Consider the following 18,243-nt stretch of genomic DNA (forward strand, 5'->3'; position numbering starts at 1 on the left):
AAATCATTATACAAAAAATATTTGAAAATTCATAGAAAATTCACAATTAGCATAAAAAAACACTTTTATTAAATCAAAAGTATGCCCCAAATAGCTATCTAACCATCTTCACGCCTATAAGTATACTTTCACCCCCCCCATAAAATCAATATGAATTCGTTTAAAAACTCATTATGTTATTTATTTAAGAGAGGATCTTACTTATCTTTACAGTGATTTTCGTAATTTTAAAAGCAGATCTTTTTTCACTCTCTGCAATGTTCTTCTGGAGCATCCCGCCCGCTCAACCAATCTAGAAATTTCTCTTTGCGCCAGCAAATGCTCAAAAAACAAAAGTCGCTCAATCTTGTTTAACTTCTTAACTTCATCTTTTAAAACAACTAAGCTATCCCAGTCAACTTCAAGCCTTGAAAAATCTTGTGCGTTATCTATTTCTTGATTTTTCTCTTCTCGGCGCTGAATCTTTCTTAGTTCATCTAGCGTATGCCAAAGAATCTTTTTAAAAGCTAGCTTATCAATATTTTGACCTTGACTTTCTTCAATCATCCCCGCATAAATCAAAACACCATCTTGAAACAAATCAGCATAGTCTTGATAATCTCGCCTTACGCCAGCTGCCTTAATTGCTCCACCAACTAAACGTCGATTTTCCCAGGCTTTAATAAAACTTTCTTCTCTAATCATGTGACCATTCCTTTAAGTAATGTCACAAGCGCTTGTGCATTGAGCATCATATCAAGAACAAAGTCTTATCAAAATCCAAGAGCTAGACGGTACAACACCATGCCAATTCTAACTTTCTATCTGTTCTTCACTAACTACTTTCCCTCAACTTCACTCTTTAGCTTATCGATTTCTGGTAAAGAAAAAACACGCCAAAATAGCGTGTTACAAAATTGATTTAATTCTTCTAGATAATCGGTAAATCAAATTATGGTCCTGCACCTGCCAATCCTTGATATCAAAAAAGTCAGCACAATGGCGACCATAATTTTTATGAAATTCTTCAATTGCATTTTCAGCAAGTTCAGTTAAGTTCAAGGCATTCTGAACCTTAGTTAAGTAAAAATATTCTTGATTAGCAACCAAATTATTCTTTCGACACTTACAAAGATTCAAATGAAAGCCATGTGAATTAGCATACTTCACTAGCATCTGTCCTAAAACATGATTATGAGTAATCCCCTCAGCTAACCGCTTATACAAGTGCGGCGCACAATCTTCAAACTCAAAGTTATAACTACAACCATTCTCTTGATAAGAAAAAGTCACTTTTCCGTCTTCTTGCTGTACTGTCTGCACATGATGCAAACCAATCCAGGAAGTATACTTTTCAGAATGAGCTCTCATTGAAAAATAAGCGATCTCTCCTAAAGAAATTGTATGTCGATAGTAAAAGCCAAGTTCTTTTTGCAGCTTCTTTTGTAAAACCGCTCCTAAAATCATTTGGTCTTTTAACAAATGATTAATCAATTGGCGACTGTTTTTCTGGCATAAAATAATACCATCTTTTTTATCAAAAATTACTGTCTGATATTTTCCTCTAATTGGTCTTTGATGGAAATCATATAGAGCTACCATATTCTCGTTTAATTCATAATTTGAATTTCCAGATACAAATGGTACAAGGTCTGAGGTTATTGCTGTGGTTTCGAATCTTTGCCTAATTAGGTCTTTGGACCAACTACTTAAGTCTTCATTATCTGGTAGTCCAACGCTAAAAAGATTTAGTTTATTTTTCATTTTCATCTCCTTCTAAAAATTATATAACAAGTATTATTCATAACTATAATAATACCAGAAAATCACCATATAAAAAAGATCCTACGCCTATAAAAACGTAGGATCTTAAAATAACTTCTAAAAGTTTAAAAATTCTCCCGGCTTCATCCCTAAGGCAGCTCCAATTGCTGTCTTAAAGGTTGAAACATCTTGAACACCATCAAATTGCTGACCAGCGATAATAAAGTACGGAATCGATTGAATACCGCGACTTTGCAAGTCTGCTTCTTCCTGCATAACTACATCTTGATAATCATTTGATTCTAATAACTTCTTTACTTCATTCAAATCTAAACTATTCTTCTTTGCAATCTCAAGTAGTACTTCGTGATCTGCTAATTCCTTATTTTCAGTAAAGTAAGCATAGAACAAATCATCAGCTAAACTTGCGGTTAACTTAGAATCATGATAAGTAGCCTTAGCCCATTGAACCATTCGATGAGCATCCATCGTATTAGTGTTATAAGCGGTTGCTTCATTAATTGTCAAACCTGCTTCTTTACCCAGCACCTTAGCGTGATCATAAGCTGCATTAGCTTTACTTAATGGCATCGCCTTTTCATAAGCTAAAAGAGCAGCATTGGTATTATTAGTTGATTTAGGTGCATCTAAGTCGATTTGGAATGCATTAAGGTCATACTCAATCTTGTCTTCAACACCTAATTCCTTAATTGCTTTTTGTAAGTAAGTTTCACCAATGTAGCAGTATGGACATGCGTAATCGCCCCAAATGGAAATTCTCATTTTCAACTCTTCTTTCTCTTAATTACACTCTCACTTCTACAATAGAAACTTTGAGCAAAGAAAGCAACTATTTCCGCTTGCGTTTTAATTCTTCTTTAGTCGCAACTAAGTCAATAATCTTCTTTGGTGCTAGATTTGGATACATATGAGTTAAATATGCTAATAATTCAACGAAATTCAATAAGTAACTAGTTAAGTTGCTCTCTTTCATCATCCCGCCAGTGAAGTTATTTTCTTTAACATTTGCAAATAAATAAAAGTCACGGACCGTGCCTAGCTTTTGATAAGTCAATAGATCACTAAAAACGTCATTAATTTGCTGACGAATTTCTTGCCCATCAGTTACTTCACGTTTTACTGGCAAATCAATTGCATAAGCGACATCCCCGCCGTGGACTAAACCTAAGTAAGACTTTTCTTCAAGCATCATATCACTGATCTCTTTAAATTTTTCATCAGTAAAATCCATGTTAACTTCTATGGTAGTCAAATATCCTGCTAAAGCCTCTAGCAAGTCATCCTCAGTCTTAAAAGCAGGCGTAACTACATAAACATAGCGGTCAGTTCTAACAAATAAGAGGAAATACGTTAAATCTAAACGCTGCAAGTTCTTACTATATTTAATTAATTCTTTTTCAAAGCGCAAACCTTCTGGAATTTCTAAATCAAACTGACCACCTTGATAAGGAACACGGTAAATTTGCCAAAAATCTTCTATCTTAAAGCCATTAATTTCTCGATCTTCAAAAGCAGACTTATTAAGTAATTTAGCTGGAGCTGGTCGCTTTTCCTCTAAGTCCTTTATGACAGCAACTGGATTAAGAAGCTCGCGCTTAGCATATTCCATCAACATGACCTGGATATCATGATAGGTCGACATATTCTGATCACTAGTATCATGGAAAAAAACGTCGCCTAACTGGTCAGTGTAGTTAACTACTAGCACGTAATCGCCAATTGCTCCTTCACTGACTAATTCTTCTGCAAAATCAACTACATCTTCAACGCGCTTTTCTGCTTTCTTAAGTTTATCATCAGAAAGTTGCTGACTAGGTCGCTTTAACTTTCTCATGGCGTCTACATCAAATAGGTCATCTACCAAGTCGCCCTTTAAGACATCAATGAATTCATGATAATCTAAATCAAGTTTCTGAACAAAAGTACCAATCAACCTAAAAATTAATCCTTCAGCTCTTGCTGGCTGATAAGAACGCCTCAAATTATCACTAATGAACGTTTCTTCGAAATTAGGCGTCTGTACAACTATGGCTAGATCAATTGTATTCGGCGTTTCATACACCATATCGAGCAATTCTCTCATTCTCTTACTTAACATTTTTATTCCCTACCTATTCCAATCATCTCACTTGTCATCTATTATACGGATATTTATTTTTAGAAACAAAAAGTCTGCCAGATGCAGACCTTCGACTAGATATTTTCACCATTCATAATGTTTGAAAAACTGCCATTTAATGACTTATCTTGGCTGACATGTAAGTTAACAACATTACCTTTACTTGATTCATCCACTAGGACAATCGGCTTTTGCTTGTGCCAGCAGAAAAGAAAAGTTTTATGTTGACCATTTTTAGTCAAATCATGGTTATAAATAGCCATTACATCATAGTCATAATGATGCTCGCCTTGAGGACTCCAGCCAATGCTAATCTTTTTACCATTTAGCTTAAAGGTATCTTTTTTAAAGGCATCCGGATAAATGCGGCTTGCAGTAGTCAGCTTATTCTTACCATCATACTTGGTGTAAGTTTGCTTCTTGTTATTACCATATTTATCCATTTCTTTAGCAAGTTTTTGATCTTTCTTTTTGTCCCAATGCTTCTTTGGGACAGTTTTTGAACTTTTTGTACTATTATTACTAGTCGAATTTGAACTATTTGAGCATGCACTAACCCCAATTAAGCTAAGCGCTACGACACTCATTAGTAATATTTTTTTCATAGATGTTTCTCCTTTTCTTTCATTATTATCCTACCATTTAATTTTGATCTTTGGAGCTATTTAAGCTTATAGAAAAAGTGTAATTCCACTTTGAAGAAATTACACTTTAATAGAAGAAACTTAGTCAGTACACCCCTCTGCCAATTTTCCATCCATAAGACTATCTTTTACAAATCATGTTGATATTTTTTCAAAAGAACAACCGCAATCCAAATTGAAATAAATGATGGTAAGACAATCACTACTAAAAGATCGGGATTTAAAATACGGACAGTTTTGATCATTTTAGTAATAGTATGAATTTTAGCAATATTATTAAAAATCGATTGGTAGACCGTAACATAAATCAGCGACCACTGAATGCAATATTCAATTAACGTTAATGTGATCTCTGAAATTTGATGGAACTTATTGAATTTTTTCAATCCTTCATAGAGAAAAAGACCTGAAAGAATGACTAGAGCTCCCAAAAGCAAGAACAGGTTACCCAGCTTCATATCGTGGATTCGATTAATAAATAGAGCTGCAACGCCGAAAAAGATTAAAAAGTTAATGGTACTAAAAATTAATAATGCCAAAAATAGAATAATTGCCTTTAAGAAGTAAAAGCGATTTTTAGAAGTAAAAATATAGCCCGCAATTACTACCGCTAATATAATTAAAAAGATTGGTAAAACTTGCATTATTTGTCTAACTTCTCAATCTTATTAATCAAAGCCTCACAGCCACGGTAAATATCTTGATATGCTACCTCAAAGTCACCTGTATACCAAGGATCATCTACATCCATCATTGAGCCAGTAAAAGATAAGAGTTTATATTCTTTTCTTTCTGGATCTCCTGCCGAAATGTGATTCATGTCAAAAAAGTTTTCTTCATCCATACCAACAATGTAATCATATTTACCATAGTCGCTCTTAACCATTTTTCTAGCATGTCGATGATTAAAAGGAATATCGTGTTCATTCATCACTCTTTGCGAACGCACATCAATATCGTGTCCAACTCCTCCAATGATTGCATCTTCTGTTGTAGCAGCAGACGCAATTTCATATTCATTTTCTTTTCCCAGATCTTTGACAATTTTCTTAGTAATAAATTCAGCCATTGGTGAACGACAAATATTACCATGACAAACAAACAAGATTTTCTTAGTCATTTTTCTCCCTTATTTCTTTAAAGTGTATATTTCAATTCTAAAGCTAACTCATTTATTTAAGCAAGAAAAAATACCGATTAGAGCCTGTCAGCTCCAACCGGTATTTTTCTTTTTTCAAAGGTTGTTGAAATATTATTAGTCCAATATTTTCAACGTCTTTTATTATAACAAAGTTAGACGGATTTAATCATTAAATTATGCAATTTTTTAAATTACATTTTATCCTCGATCCAGTCCCAGAATTTATCGACGTTTAATTTAGAAACACTAGAGAATGGTAAAAAAGATACATTCTCTTGTTTTAAGTCTAAGCTCTTACCAATCTTTTGCTTAATTTGACTTGCTTCCATCTTCTTAAGCTTATCCATCTTAGTTGCTACCACTAAAATTGGAATATCAAGATAGAGTGCATAATTAAACATATTAATATCATCCGCAGTTGGATCGTGACGCGCGTCAACTAAAAGAATGAGTCCCTTCAAATCAGCACGAGTTTCAAGATAATCCTGAATCATTTCACCAAAAGCAGCTCTTTGCTTTTTGGAAACTTTAGCATAACCATAACCTGGTACGTCAACCAAATATAATTCATTATTTACTTTATAAAAATTAAGTGTCTGGGTTTTACCTGGTTGTTGAGAAGTACGAGCAAGTTTACGCCGATTAACAATTGTATTAATCAAGCTCGACTTGCCAACATTTGAACGTCCAGCTAGAGCAAACTCTGGCAAATCATCCTTAGGATATTGTTTTTCAGAAACAGCACTAATTACAAATTCTGTATCTACGACTTTCATTATTTAGCTGCCTCACTTGCTTCTTGAGACTCATTTTCTTTATAAGTAATCTTAGGCTGCGCATGCTTAGTAATAACATCCTTGGTAATTTCTACCTTTTCAATATTATCTTCGCTTGGCGTGCGATACATCACGTCCATCAATGAATTTTCAACGATTGAGCGTAATCCACGTGCACCCATATGACGACTAATTGCCATATCAGCGATTGCCTTAAGTGCACCCTCAGTAAATTCAAGATCAACATTATCAAGAGACAGCAATTTCTTATATTGCTTTACTAGGGCATTCTTTGGTTCAGTCAAAATTCTGATCAAGTCTTTGGTACTCAACTTATCAAGTGTAGTGATAATTGGAATACGACCAATGAATTCAGGAATTAAACCAAATTTAACTAAGTCGCCAGTCGTAAGATTCTTTTGCCAATCATCAGCATCTACTTGATTAAGACCGTTTTCTGCACCAAAACCGATCGTCTTCTTACCAAGACGATTCTTAACAATATTTTCAATACCATCAAAGGCACCACCAACAATGAATAAGATATTAGTAGTATCAATCTTAATCATCTGCTGTTGTGGATGCTTACGTCCGCCTTGCGGTGGAACAGAAGCAATGGTTCCTTCTAAGATCTTAAGAAGAGATTGCTGAACACCTTCACCGGAAACATCACGCGTAATTGAAACATTTTCTGCTTTTTTAGAAATCTTATCAATTTCGTCAATGTAAATAATTCCGCGTTGTGCTCGCTCTAAATCATAGTCAGCATTCTGCAATAATTTAAGCAAGATGTTTTCTACATCTTCACCAACATAACCAGCTTCAGTTAATGTTGTGGCATCTGCAATAGCAAATGGAACATTTAAAATCTTAGCCAAAGTTTGAGCTAAATACGTCTTACCAGAACCAGTTGGTCCAATCAAAGCAATATTTGACTTTTGCAATTCAGTTCCAGAACTATCGATATCCATTTGACTAATACGTTTATAGTGATTATAAACGGCAACCGATAGGACCTTCTTGGCACGATCTTGGCCAATTACGTACTCATCTAGTTGCTTTTTAATTTCCATTGGCTTAGGTAGATCTTTAGTTTCTTTGATAGAATCTGCTTTTAATTCATCATCAATAATTTTTTTGGAAAGATCAATACATTCATTACAAATGTAGACTCCATTTCCAGCCACAATTTTTTTAACTTGTGACTGTGGTTTACCGCAAAAAGAACATTTTACTTCTTCTTGTTCAGTAATTTCATTAGCCATGAGCCTTCCTCCTTTTCACTTACTTTATGTCAAAATAAGCTTAGCAGTTCACTTTGACAGAGTAAAGAAAATTGTCTTATTAATTGATAGTAAAGAAAAAAGCGACTGTCATAGCCGCCTTTTCTTTAACTAGTTATCAACTATTACTTATCAGCCTTTTTTTCGTCTTCTTTGGTTGACTTCTTAGCAGTTGATTTCTTAGTAGCTTTCTTAGCAACTTGCTTTGCTTTATCAGCAACTAAATCAATTGCTTTTCTAATAGCAATATCATGCTTAAGCATGTCATCACTCAAGCTACGACGAACAACTTTTTCATCCATGTTGTAGTCGTGTGCTAAGTCTTTGATTTCTTGTTTAATTTCATCAGCACTTGCATCAAGTTTTTCTTTAGCAACAATTGCTTCTAAAACAAGGTTAGTCTTAACACGTTCTGCAGCACCCTTAGCCAATTGTTCACGCAATTGTGCTTCAGTAGTACCAGTCAACTTGAAGTAAGTTTGTGGGTCAATACCTTGACGTTGCATGTTGCCTAAGTATTGGTTCAATTGGTTTTGAACGTCTTCATCGATCATTGCTTGAGGAACTTCATCAATGGTTGCATTTTCAACTGCACCCTTGATTGCAGCATCTTGGATAGCGTCTTTTGCGTCTTCTTCCTTGTGCTTCTTTAAGTCCTTCTTGATCTTATCTTTTAATTCATCAAGTGATTCTACTGAATCATCAACGTCTTTAGCAAACTCGTCATCTAACTTAGGTAATTCCTTAGATTTCACTTCATGAATCTTAGTAGCAAAGTGTGCTTCTTTACCAGCTAAGTCTTTTGCACCGTAATCTTCTGGGAAGGTTACAACAACGTCTACATCATCGCCAGCTTTGTGACCAATAAGTTGATCTTCAAAACCAGGAATGAAAGTACCTGAACCTAATTCTAATGAATAGTTTTGAGCACTACCACCATCAAATGGCTTACCATCAATAGTACCAGTGTAGTCAATAGTAACAGTATCGCCCTTAGCAGCTTTACCGTCTTTCAATACTAATTCAGCATTTTGTTCACGACGCTTGTTTAACTCTGCATCTACGTCTTTAACTAAAACGCGAGTACTTTGTTTAGGAACTTCGATACCCTTGTAGTCACCTAATTTAACTTCTGGCTTAACAGAAACAGTAGCCTTCATTTCCCAAGGCTTGTTTTTATCCATTGAAACAGGAGTGATTTGTGGTTGGCCAACTGGATCAATACCAGCTTCTTTAACTGCAGCAGCGTAAGCTTCTGGTAAAACAATGTTTAAAGCATCTTCGTAAAGAGCTTCTTCACCATAAAATTGGTCAAAAACAACACGAGAAACGTGGCCCTTACGGAAACCAGGTACACGCAAGTTCTTCTTAACACGTTTGAAAGCTTGATCTAAGCCTTTTTTTACTTCTTCTTGTGAGATTTCAAAAGTTAATTCACCGGATGTTTTACCGGTCTTTTCCCATTTTACAGACATTAATTAAATACCTCCGATGTCAAATTTGGGTTTGCTATTGCACACTTAACTATCTTACCCTAAACGCTGCTAAAACACAAATATAGGGAGAAGATTTTAAAATTTTGGATAAAAAAAAGATGTATCCGAAGATACATCTTTTTTAGATAGATTGGAATTAGTCAAGAATTTCAGTAACTTGACCAGCACCAACAGTCTTACCACCTTCACGGATAGTAAACTTAGTACCCTTTTCAATGGCAACTGGCTTGATCAATTCAACAGTGAATTCAACGTTATCACCAGGCATAACCATTTCGGTACCTTCTGGCAATTCAATCTTACCAGTTACATCAGTAGTGTGGAAGTAGAATTGTGGACGGTAATCTGAGAAGAATGGAGTGTGACGACCACCTTCATCTTTGTTCAAGATATAAACTTGACCCTTGAACTTCTTGTGGGTTTGGATTGAACCAGGTGCAGCTAAAACTTGACCACGTTCAACTTGGTCACGGTCAATACCACGAAGCAATACACCAACGTTATCGCCGGCTTCACCAAGATCAAGAGTCTTGTGGAACATTTCCAAACCAGTAACAGTTGATTTTTCAACCTTGTCAGTTAAACCAACGATTTCAACTTCGTCACCGACTTTAACAGTACCACGGTCAATACGACCAGAAGCAACAGTACCACGACCAGTGATAGTAAATACGTCTTCAACTGGCATTAAGAATGGCTTGTCAGTATCACGTTCTGGAGTTGGGATGTATTCGTCAACAGTTTCCATTAATTTTCTGATAACGTCTTGTTGTTCTGGGTCACCTTGAAGTGCCTTCAAAGCTGAACCACGGATAACAGGAACATCGTCACCAGGGTAATCGTATTCAGTTAACAAGTCACGTACTTCCATTTCAACCAAGTCGATCAATTCTGGATCGTCAACTAAGTCAACCTTGTTTAAGAATACAACGATGTACTTAACACCAACTTGACGAGCAAGTAAGATGTGTTCACGAGTTTGTGGCATAGGACCATCAGTTGCAGCAACAACTAAGATAGCACCATCCATTTGTGCAGCACCAGTAATCATGTTCTTGATGTAGTCAGCGTGGCCTGGAGCATCCATGTGAGCGTAGTGACGATTCTTAGTTTCGTATTCTACGTGAGCGGTATTAATAGTAATACCACGTTCCTTTTCTTCTGGAGCAGCATCGATTTGTGAGTAATCTTCAGCTTGTGCCAAACCGTCTTCTGCCAAAACAGTAGTAATAGCTGCAGTTAAAGTGGTCTTACCATGGTCAACGTGGCCGATAGTACCAATGTTAACGTGCGGCTTAGTTCTTTCGTAATGTTCTTTTTCTGCCATTAATATGACCCTCCTGTAAATTTGCAAGAAGTCCGTTGAGTAAGTAACGGATAATTCTCTGTTGATTATTATACTACTTTCAAAGGTAAAAGCCTAGCTCGTACCCCTTTGAAAATATCCTTTATTGATTATACTAGATCCACAGAAAATGTAAACCTTTTTTGCTCAATATGGGGACTAAAAATCAGAATTTGTTGCTTTTTCATATGCCAAATATTCATATATTTTATTTAACAGTTTCTGATTTGCTCCGCCCTCCTTTTTTTCAAGGTATTTTCTAAAATCATGAGCAAATTGATCTGGATCTTTAATGTAATCTCTTAAACGCGGATAAAGCATCCCTAAACAAACATTCATCTCGCCAATCATTAAAGGCAATTTACTTGGATCTTGCCTAAAATAATCAGCCAGGCTTACGCAAACTTCTCGATAAATTGGACTTTTCTCAAGTAAGTCTGTTTCCTTAGGAATAAATTCTTTTGCTTCTCCTAAAATATAAACTTGAATTTTTTCGCTATCTCCAAGCTTTACCAAGTCTTCGCATAATGAAAGACGTAATGCAAAATTAGGAGATGGATCTATTAAAATACTTTTTGCGAGATTAGTAAAATTTTCTACACTTAAACAATATAAGAGTAAATAGTCTCTTTCCTGAATATACTTTAGCTTTTTAAAATTTCGCATTATTTCTAACTGCTTAATTTGGCTAACTGGCTCAACCTTGATTGGCAACTTTTTATCAAGTAAGTACTCTAATTGGTCTGCTTCAATTGCATAATGCTGAAACTTTAAAATCTTAAGATAGGTATTGTAAACCTTCTTATTAGAAAAAAGGTCAGGCTCCTCTTTAATTAGAGAATATGCCTGATCTCCCTTCTCTTGGCTTAAGTATATTTCACATAGTTCACAAACAATATCTGAATCATGGCCTAAACGCAAAGCTTCAAGTAAATATTGCTTAGCTTGCGGCAAGTCATTATGTTCTTTAGCTTCCTTTGCTAAAAGAAGAAAATTATCTTTGCTTGCATGTGTCATTATGCTTTTGCCTTCTTTTGTTCTGAATCTTTCTTATGATAATTTCTTCTATTTTGACGCTTTTCTGAATTGTTTTCTTGGTTATTTCGTCTAGCCATTGCACGGTGTCTGTTTTGGTTAACTTCCATTACGACTGGTAGAACAACTGGACGGCGTCCCGTTTGCTTGTAAAGATACTTTTCAACATCATTACGGACATCTTGTTTTAATTCAGTCCAGTCAAACTTCTTGTGTTCAAAGTTGTTGTTAACTGCTTCTTTGATTACGTCAGAAGCACCATTCATCAAAGCATGGTTAGCTTTAATGTAAACAAAACCTCTAGTTGAAACACGTGGTTCTGAAATGATCTTCTTTTTCTTTCTATCAATAGTAACAGCAGCAATAAAGACACCATCATCAGATAAAACTTCACGGTCTCTTAAAACAATATTACCAACATCTCCGACACCAGAGCCATCAATCATAATATCTTCACCTGGGACAGCATCTGTACGATAGAAACGGCCTTTTTCTAAAGCGTAGGCATCCCCATTATGTGGTAAGAAAATATCTTTTTTATTCATTCCAGCTTCAATTGCTAAATCTTTATGAATTTCAAGCAAACGATATTCACCGATAACTGGAATTAAAAACTTAGGTTTTAGTGTGTCAATTAATAATTGCAAATCACGACCAGTTGCATGTCCACTAGTATGCTTATCTCGGCCCAGCTCTTTAACAGTACCACCTGCACGATAAATCATGTCGCTTGTCTGAGCAACCATCGTTTCAACTGAGTGAGAAGGGGTAGTAGCAATAAATACCAAGTCGCCCTTCTTAATTTTAATCATGCGGTGGCGGTTAGTTGCCATCTTCTGAAGTGACTTAAGCGGTTCACCCATCCGACCTGTTTCTAAGATCACCAATTCTTTATCAGGAATCTTCTTTAAATCCTTACTGTGAACTAATAAGCCCTTAGGAACATTTAAGTAGCCTAATTTCATTGCAGTGTAGACAATCTTACCTGCATCTCTACCAGTTAAGAAAACGTGTCTTCCAGTAGCTGCTGCTGCTTGAAAAATTTCTTGAACACGGACAATATTTGATGCTTTGGCTGCTGCGATAATACGACCCTCGTAATTTTCAAATATATTAAAAATATACTTTTCAATACTAGTTTGACGATCATTTGGGAAGTTTGCTTCAGCGTTAGTTGAATCACTAAGTAGTGCTAAAACACCTTTTTGTGCAATTTCAGACAAGCGAACAAAATCAGTTCTGAAACCTTCTTTTGCAGATGGATCAAACTTAAAGTCCCCAGTGTAAACAATTTCTCCTTCTTTAGTAGAAATATCAATCCCTAAAGAATCTGGAATTGAGTGAGTAGTCTTAAAGAAAGATACATTTGCATTCTTAAATTCAATTTCTGTATCCGCATCAATAACATGGAATAAGTCATTTTTACGACGTCTATTTTCACGTTGAACAGCAATCTTAGCTAATTCGATCGTTAATTTTGAACCAAAGACTGGAATATCATAGTCTCGTAAGATATAAGGTAAAGCGCCGATTGAATCAGCATGACCATGTGTTAAAAAGATACCAGCAATTTTATCGCCATAATCACGGAAGAAATCCAAGTCAGGAATTACGACATCAATTCCGAGTAAAGATGAATCAGGATACTTCAAACCTGCATCCATAATAAAAATTTCGTCTTCTACTTGAACAGCGTACATGTTTTTACCATTTTCACGTGCGCCACCCAAGATCATTATCTTAATCTTTTGTGACATTTTCTTGCTTCTTTCTATATTTACTTAAATTATTTATGGATCTTAATGATCAAAACGAAGTTAATCTAATTAATTTTACCATATACTTATATGAATTTGAAAGAAACAAAAAAGCTACTCTTCATGACAAAGAGTAGCTGAGGCTTATGAATTATTAAAATTAACGACGTAAACCTAACTTGTTGATTAAGTCACGGTAACGTTGAATATCCTTGTTCTTCAAGTAACGAAGCAAGTTACGACGGTGACCAATCTTCTTAAGCAAACCAACGTATGAGTGGTGGTCTTGCTTGTTAGCCTTTAAGTGAGCGTTCAAGTTGTTAATGTCACTAGTTAAAAGTGCAATTTGAACTTCTGGAGAACCAGTATCGCCATCGTGACGTGCGTATTCTTTAATTAATTCATCTTTTTTTTCTTTTGAAATAGCCATTAGAAAATACCTCTCTTTTAAATAATTGCCATTAACAACGTTAACCGGCGGCGGCGGGAAAACAGCGTTAATGGTTCCAACAAATAATAATATTACATTGAAGTTTTTAAAAAAGCAAGCCCAAATTACCTTGCACCAAAAGCTTCTATTAAGTATAATTAACGAGTAAATCTATTTTATCGAGGTGATTTTGATGCCACAAATTAAATCAGCAATTAAACGTGTTAAGACTACTGCTACTGCTAACAAGCGCAATGCTGCTGAATTAAGTAAATTGAGAACTGCTGTAAGAAAATTCAACGAAGCTGTTGAAAATGACGCAAAAGATGTCCTCGATTTAGAAGTTAAAGCTGCACGTGCTTTAGATAAGGCTGCTTCTAAAGGTCTTATTTCTAAGAACAAGGCTAACCGTGATAAGTCACGCTTATCTAAGAAGGCTGCTAACAAGTAATCACTTGCTTGACACTTTATATTAGACAAAATAAAAGCTCGGAGATTTTTCTCCGGGCTTTTTTGTCATCTAAATTTTTAATAAGAAAAGTTTTAAAAACTCATCCCCATGATAAGTTCCATTTTTATATCTAAAATCAAGTTCAATTGCTTGCTTTAATAGGCTCGCTAACTTGTTCAAAGAAACTTTATTCTCCATCGCTAACTTTACCCGATATGGATTTACCTTTAACTCTTTAGTAATTTGATCTTTGCTCCAGCGTCGATTTTGGAGAACTTTAACGCAAGTCAAAAACTCAATTTGTGACTCAAAAATAGCCAATAATTGAATCGCACTTGCTCCCTCTCTTAGATGATCGTCTAAACGCTGCGTAGCTTCTTGATAATTTTTATTAAAAGCAGCCGTTAATATTTCAAAAATATTTTCTGAAAGAGATCGATCAATATTTTCATTAATTAGAGTTTCTGTAATTTTTTTATCTTCTCCAACAATATTTTTTAATTTCAAGTAATTACTTAACGCTGCATCAAGAACTTGATCACTTCTCTGCATTAAAATTTGCAGCGCCATGTTCGTAATTTGGTAGCCCTCTTCCTTGCTAATTGCCTTAATTACTCCACTTACTTCATACGGCTTAAGGGATGTTTCAACGACATTAACATGCTCAAGCAAAAACTTACTGACCTTTTTTCGGCGATCAATTTTTTCATAATTAGCTACAAAAATTACTATATCTTCTAAATCATCTAAATGTTCGATAATTTTAGTTAGTTTTTCAATTTGCTTTTTGTACTTTTGTGGAACCTTAGCCATTAAAAAGAAGGGATTTTTAACAACAACCATTTTCTGGGAACTAAACAAAGAAGACTCTGTTAAAGTAGCCATTAATTCATCCAATCCATCTTCAAGGCAATCCACAATTACTTGATCAAGGCCTGAAAATTTCTTTTGATTAAGATAATTACGCACTAAATAATCATTAAAAAAAGAATCTGGTCCCTGAATCAAAAGATTAGCATTTTTCGGATTAGTCTGTTTAAAAAGAGAGATTAATGTCATTTTGTATTTCCTTTATAAAAAGTCGTAATTGTCTCACCTCTAAACGGTGAGTAATTCCAAGTAATTGTACCACTATCTTGTGTATTTAAATATGGGATGCTCAAGTCTTTCAATGTTTTTAAAGTTTCTTGATGGGGATGACCAAAGCGATTATTTCTTCCTGATGATATAAAAACGAGTTGCGGATTTAATTGTTTTAAAAAGTCTGGATCACTAGAAGTCTTACTACCATGATGCCCGAGTTTAAAATAATCTACCTGCAAATGATAATGATTTAGAATTTCTTTCTCTCCTTCTCGGCCTAAATCTCCGGTAAAAAGCCAACGTTTATTTGCCAACTTAAAAGTCAAAGATAAAGAATCTTCATTTTTCCCTAAGCCGGGCTTAAAAGGATAAACTACATCAAAACTTAAATCTTTAGTCTTAACCCTATCCCCAGCAAGTAATGGAACCAATTGGACATCTTTTAAATGACCATTTATTTTCTTCATAAAAGATTGATTTTCTGTTAAACCTCGTGCAAAATATAGCTTCTTTACTGGGATTTGATCAAGGAGTGCTTTCAAATCACCAATATGATCTGCATCTTGATGACTTAAAAAAACGCCATCCAAATGATCAATTCCTTGAGCATATAAAAACGGAAGAGTAATTCGATTTAATTGTGGTTCACGTTTCTTTTTACCAAAATTCAATTTTCCACCAGTATCTATCAAATAAGTCTTTCTATTCAAGGGTGTCGTAATCAAAATGCTATCACCTTGGCCAACATCAATAAAAGAAACTTGCCCTTTTAAAGGAAAATGAATCAAGAAAAACATACTAACATATGCTCCAACTATGATCGATCTTAACTTTAATTTTAGAATTTTATGTTTAGGTAAAATAATTAAAAATACTGTCACAACTAATAAAAATATTGTTTGCAGCCAATCTATTTGACCAAAAGTTACTAGGCCCCATTGTTTATCAGCAATAAAGTTAGTTAAATCCGCGAGACCTTTAAAAATCGGTTCACTTAATTTTACAATCGCCGGCAAACACCAAAATGAAAAAACCACGATAAAAGTCAATGGTAAAAGAATAAAATTAAAAATGGGAACAATTAAGAAATTATAAACGACAGTTAAAAAATTAATCCGATAAAAATTATTTAATAAAATTGGTGTAACTAATGAGTTAAGAACGATATTCTGTTTAATTTTTCCAAAGTTCTTACTTATTTCTAGTCCAAAGACTAGTAAATAACTCAAAATAGCTCCACTATTTAAAAATAGAAGCGGATTAAAGATCAAATGAGATAATACTACTATTCCGAGCTTATCTCCGCTGCTAATCATAATCTTTTTTCTATTAAAGAAAACGCTCCAAAAGTAACTTAAACTTGCACGTACAAACCCAGCTTGAAAATTAGACAGTAAAATTTCTATGATTAAAAAAGCTACGCAACATAAGATTACTTCTTCTTCAGTCCTCTTCATCATAGTTCCAAGCCACATAATTCCTAAAATATATAAACTTACATGTAAGCCTGAGATGCTTAAAAGATGAATAATGCCTAAGTCTCGATAACTATTTAATAAAGCCTTATTATCTGCACTTGGGTTTTGTGCTAACACCATTTCACTAGCAAAAAATCTAGTATATTGTGGCATTTTTTCAAAATAATCCATTAAGAATTTACGTAGCATATGAACCCAATCAAAAATAGTAATCTGCCTGGGATAAATTTGATAGCTCTCAAGCTTAACTCTTTTCCTGATCTTTTTACTGCGATAATATTTTTGATAATCAAATTCACCAGGATTAGTTGCTGGCATAATTGTTTCTACTTTTGCCTTGTAGTTTACTAAATAAATTGCATGATATTTGTTTAATTCTTTTTCAAAAGACTTATTTGCAGTTCCACTAATTAAAACTTTATTCTTCTCTAGCTTTCCTTCCCCGTAAAAAAAATTATCACTCACCTTAACTTGATCACTATATATTCTAATTGGCTCTCCAATTTTTAATTCATTTATTCTTTGATTAATAAAACATAAAGTTATAACTACTCCTAAAAATATTGCAATTAAATGCCAATATTGCGGAAATTTATAAATTAACAGTGAGCAAAAAATAATTAAAAATAATACGGCAACAAAAACTTGGGCAAAACTAGTGGCCTGCAAAACAATAAAAGTCACTGAAATACAACTCAGACCAAGTAATAAATAAAATCCAGGGGCATAAAAACTAGAGTGCCAACTGATCTTTGAGCTTTTCAAAAGTCTTTTCACCAATTCCTGTTACTTTAGTCAAATCTTCAATTTGCTTAAAGCCCCCATTTTGATCACGATAAGCAATAATCTGCTCTGCCTTCTTTTGCCCAACGCCATTTAGCTTTTGTAAGTCCTGCACTGTTGCTGTATTTAAATGAACTTGCTCTGAATTTGAACTAGAAGAATCAGAAGCAGCAGAATTATTATTAGAAGTTCCATTTCCAGGAGGATTTTCTACTTTTTCACCAATGTGCGGGACATAAATTTGATCTTGATCTTTTAATAAGGCTGCTCGATTAATCGCACGCGTCTCTGCTTTATCAGTTAAGCCACCACAAATCTTTAACAGATCGTTTAATCTAGCACCATTTTTTAATATATAAACGCCACTATGTTTAACAGCTCCAGCAATATCTACAGTTACTGTGTTTTGTTTTGAGGAGCTATTTAAGTTTGACGTAGAATGAGTAGTTTTATTCTCACTTTTAGAAAATTCTGCTGGCTGCGTCTTATTATTTTCACTCAACACTTGAGTATTATTGACTGCCGGCTGATTATTTTTCTGAATCAAATATCCTCCGCCTAGGATCAAAACAATAACTCCAATTACAACAATTTTCTTTTCAATTATGAATTCTTTGATTTTTTCTAAATCCATTTTTATCACCTCATTATTTATTAC

18 protein-coding genes are annotated in these 18,243 nt (G+C 34.5%); 1 reads left to right on the forward strand and 17 read right to left on the reverse strand.

Annotation, left to right across the window (positions count from 1 at the left end; genetic code table 11):
• Nucleotides 1-207: 207 nt before the first annotated feature.
• From LGAS_RS05690 to rpsO, 14 genes are all read right to left on the reverse strand, one after another.
• Nucleotides 208-684 carry a hypothetical protein gene (locus tag LGAS_RS05690; RefSeq protein ID WP_003647148.1) on the reverse strand — a complete coding sequence of 159 codons (477 nt, stop codon included), beginning with the start codon at nucleotides 682-684 and terminating at the stop codon, nucleotides 208-210.
• 204 nt (nucleotides 685-888) lie between these two features.
• Complete coding sequence (locus LGAS_RS05695) at nucleotides 889-1,743, reverse strand: hypothetical protein (RefSeq protein WP_003651709.1); 855 nt, start codon at nucleotides 1,741-1,743, stop codon at nucleotides 889-891.
• A 117-nt stretch (nucleotides 1,744-1,860) separates the two neighbouring features.
• Nucleotides 1,861-2,526, reverse strand: coding sequence for a DsbA family oxidoreductase (locus LGAS_RS05700; RefSeq protein ID WP_003654419.1), 666 nt, complete (start codon nucleotides 2,524-2,526; stop codon nucleotides 1,861-1,863).
• A gap of 67 nt (nucleotides 2,527-2,593) precedes the next feature.
• On the reverse strand, nucleotides 2,594-3,862 hold the full coding sequence (locus LGAS_RS05705) for a hypothetical protein (protein ID WP_003657189.1): 1,269 nt from the start codon (nucleotides 3,860-3,862) through the stop codon (nucleotides 2,594-2,596).
• Nucleotides 3,863-3,957: 95 nt separating this feature from the next.
• Complete coding sequence (locus tag LGAS_RS05710) at nucleotides 3,958-4,488, reverse strand: DUF4767 domain-containing protein (protein ID WP_003647143.1); 531 nt, start codon at nucleotides 4,486-4,488, stop codon at nucleotides 3,958-3,960.
• A 167-nt stretch (nucleotides 4,489-4,655) separates the two neighbouring features.
• On the reverse strand, nucleotides 4,656-5,171 hold the full coding sequence (locus LGAS_RS05715) for an SA1002 family membrane protein (RefSeq protein ID WP_003647142.1): 516 nt from the start codon (nucleotides 5,169-5,171) through the stop codon (nucleotides 4,656-4,658).
• Nucleotides 5,171-5,647: a low molecular weight protein-tyrosine-phosphatase gene (locus LGAS_RS05720; RefSeq protein ID WP_003651715.1), complete on the reverse strand. Its 477-nt coding sequence runs from the start codon at nucleotides 5,645-5,647 to the stop codon at nucleotides 5,171-5,173. The genes LGAS_RS05715 and LGAS_RS05720 overlap by 1 nt, the downstream gene beginning before the upstream one ends.
• 212 nt (nucleotides 5,648-5,859) lie before the next feature.
• Nucleotides 5,860-6,444, reverse strand: a complete 585-nt coding sequence (yihA, locus tag LGAS_RS05725) for a ribosome biogenesis GTP-binding protein YihA/YsxC (RefSeq protein WP_003647141.1) — start codon at nucleotides 6,442-6,444, stop codon at nucleotides 5,860-5,862.
• The gene (gene clpX / locus LGAS_RS05730) at nucleotides 6,444-7,709 is read right to left on the reverse strand and encodes an ATP-dependent Clp protease ATP-binding subunit ClpX (protein WP_003647140.1); all 1,266 of its coding nucleotides are present in this window, start codon (nucleotides 7,707-7,709) and stop codon (nucleotides 6,444-6,446) included. The genes yihA and clpX overlap by 1 nt, the downstream gene beginning before the upstream one ends.
• A 143-nt stretch (nucleotides 7,710-7,852) precedes the next feature.
• The gene (gene tig / locus LGAS_RS05735) at nucleotides 7,853-9,202 is read right to left on the reverse strand and encodes a trigger factor (RefSeq protein ID WP_003647139.1); all 1,350 of its coding nucleotides are present in this window, start codon (nucleotides 9,200-9,202) and stop codon (nucleotides 7,853-7,855) included.
• A gap of 157 nt (nucleotides 9,203-9,359) precedes the next feature.
• A complete protein-coding gene (tuf, locus tag LGAS_RS05740) occupies nucleotides 9,360-10,550 on the reverse strand; it encodes an elongation factor Tu (protein WP_003648636.1) in 1,191 nt (396 codons plus the stop codon).
• Between the two features lie 177 nt (nucleotides 10,551-10,727).
• A complete protein-coding gene (locus tag LGAS_RS05745; RefSeq protein ID WP_003647137.1) occupies nucleotides 10,728-11,585 on the reverse strand; it encodes a hypothetical protein in 858 nt (285 codons plus the stop codon).
• Complete coding sequence (locus LGAS_RS05750; protein ID WP_003651723.1) at nucleotides 11,585-13,360, reverse strand: ribonuclease J; 1,776 nt, start codon at nucleotides 13,358-13,360, stop codon at nucleotides 11,585-11,587. Before LGAS_RS05750 ends, LGAS_RS05745 begins: the two co-directional genes overlap by 1 nt.
• Before the next feature lie 160 nt (nucleotides 13,361-13,520).
• Nucleotides 13,521-13,790 (reverse strand): 30S ribosomal protein S15, encoded by a 270-nt coding sequence (gene rpsO, locus LGAS_RS05755; RefSeq protein WP_003647135.1) that lies wholly within the window; start codon nucleotides 13,788-13,790, stop codon nucleotides 13,521-13,523.
• A 193-nt stretch (nucleotides 13,791-13,983) separates the two neighbouring features.
• Between rpsO and rpsT the strand changes: the two genes are divergently transcribed.
• The gene (rpsT, locus tag LGAS_RS05760; RefSeq protein WP_003647133.1) at nucleotides 13,984-14,241 is read left to right on the forward strand and encodes a 30S ribosomal protein S20; all 258 of its coding nucleotides are present in this window, start codon (nucleotides 13,984-13,986) and stop codon (nucleotides 14,239-14,241) included.
• A gap of 69 nt (nucleotides 14,242-14,310) precedes the next feature.
• Here rpsT and holA read toward each other — a convergent pair whose 3' ends face one another.
• Genes holA through LGAS_RS05775 form a run of 3 tightly spaced genes read right to left on the reverse strand, consistent with a single transcriptional unit; the run spans nucleotide 14,311 to nucleotide 18,219 of the window.
• Nucleotides 14,311-15,300 (reverse strand): DNA polymerase III subunit delta, encoded by a 990-nt coding sequence (holA, locus tag LGAS_RS05765; RefSeq protein ID WP_003647132.1) that lies wholly within the window; start codon nucleotides 15,298-15,300, stop codon nucleotides 14,311-14,313.
• Nucleotides 15,297-17,582 carry a DNA internalization-related competence protein ComEC/Rec2 gene (locus LGAS_RS05770; RefSeq protein ID WP_003647131.1) on the reverse strand — a complete coding sequence of 762 codons (2,286 nt, stop codon included), beginning with the start codon at nucleotides 17,580-17,582 and terminating at the stop codon, nucleotides 15,297-15,299. Before LGAS_RS05770 ends, holA begins: the two co-directional genes overlap by 4 nt.
• Nucleotides 17,536-18,219 (reverse strand): helix-hairpin-helix domain-containing protein, encoded by a 684-nt coding sequence (locus tag LGAS_RS05775; protein ID WP_025012210.1) that lies wholly within the window; start codon nucleotides 18,217-18,219, stop codon nucleotides 17,536-17,538. Before LGAS_RS05775 ends, LGAS_RS05770 begins: the two co-directional genes overlap by 47 nt.
• Nucleotides 18,220-18,243 lie beyond the last annotated feature (24 nt).

It is taken from the genome of Lactobacillus gasseri ATCC 33323 = JCM 1131 (assembly GCF_000014425.1).
Classification (GTDB): domain Bacteria; phylum Bacillota; class Bacilli; order Lactobacillales; family Lactobacillaceae; genus Lactobacillus; species Lactobacillus gasseri.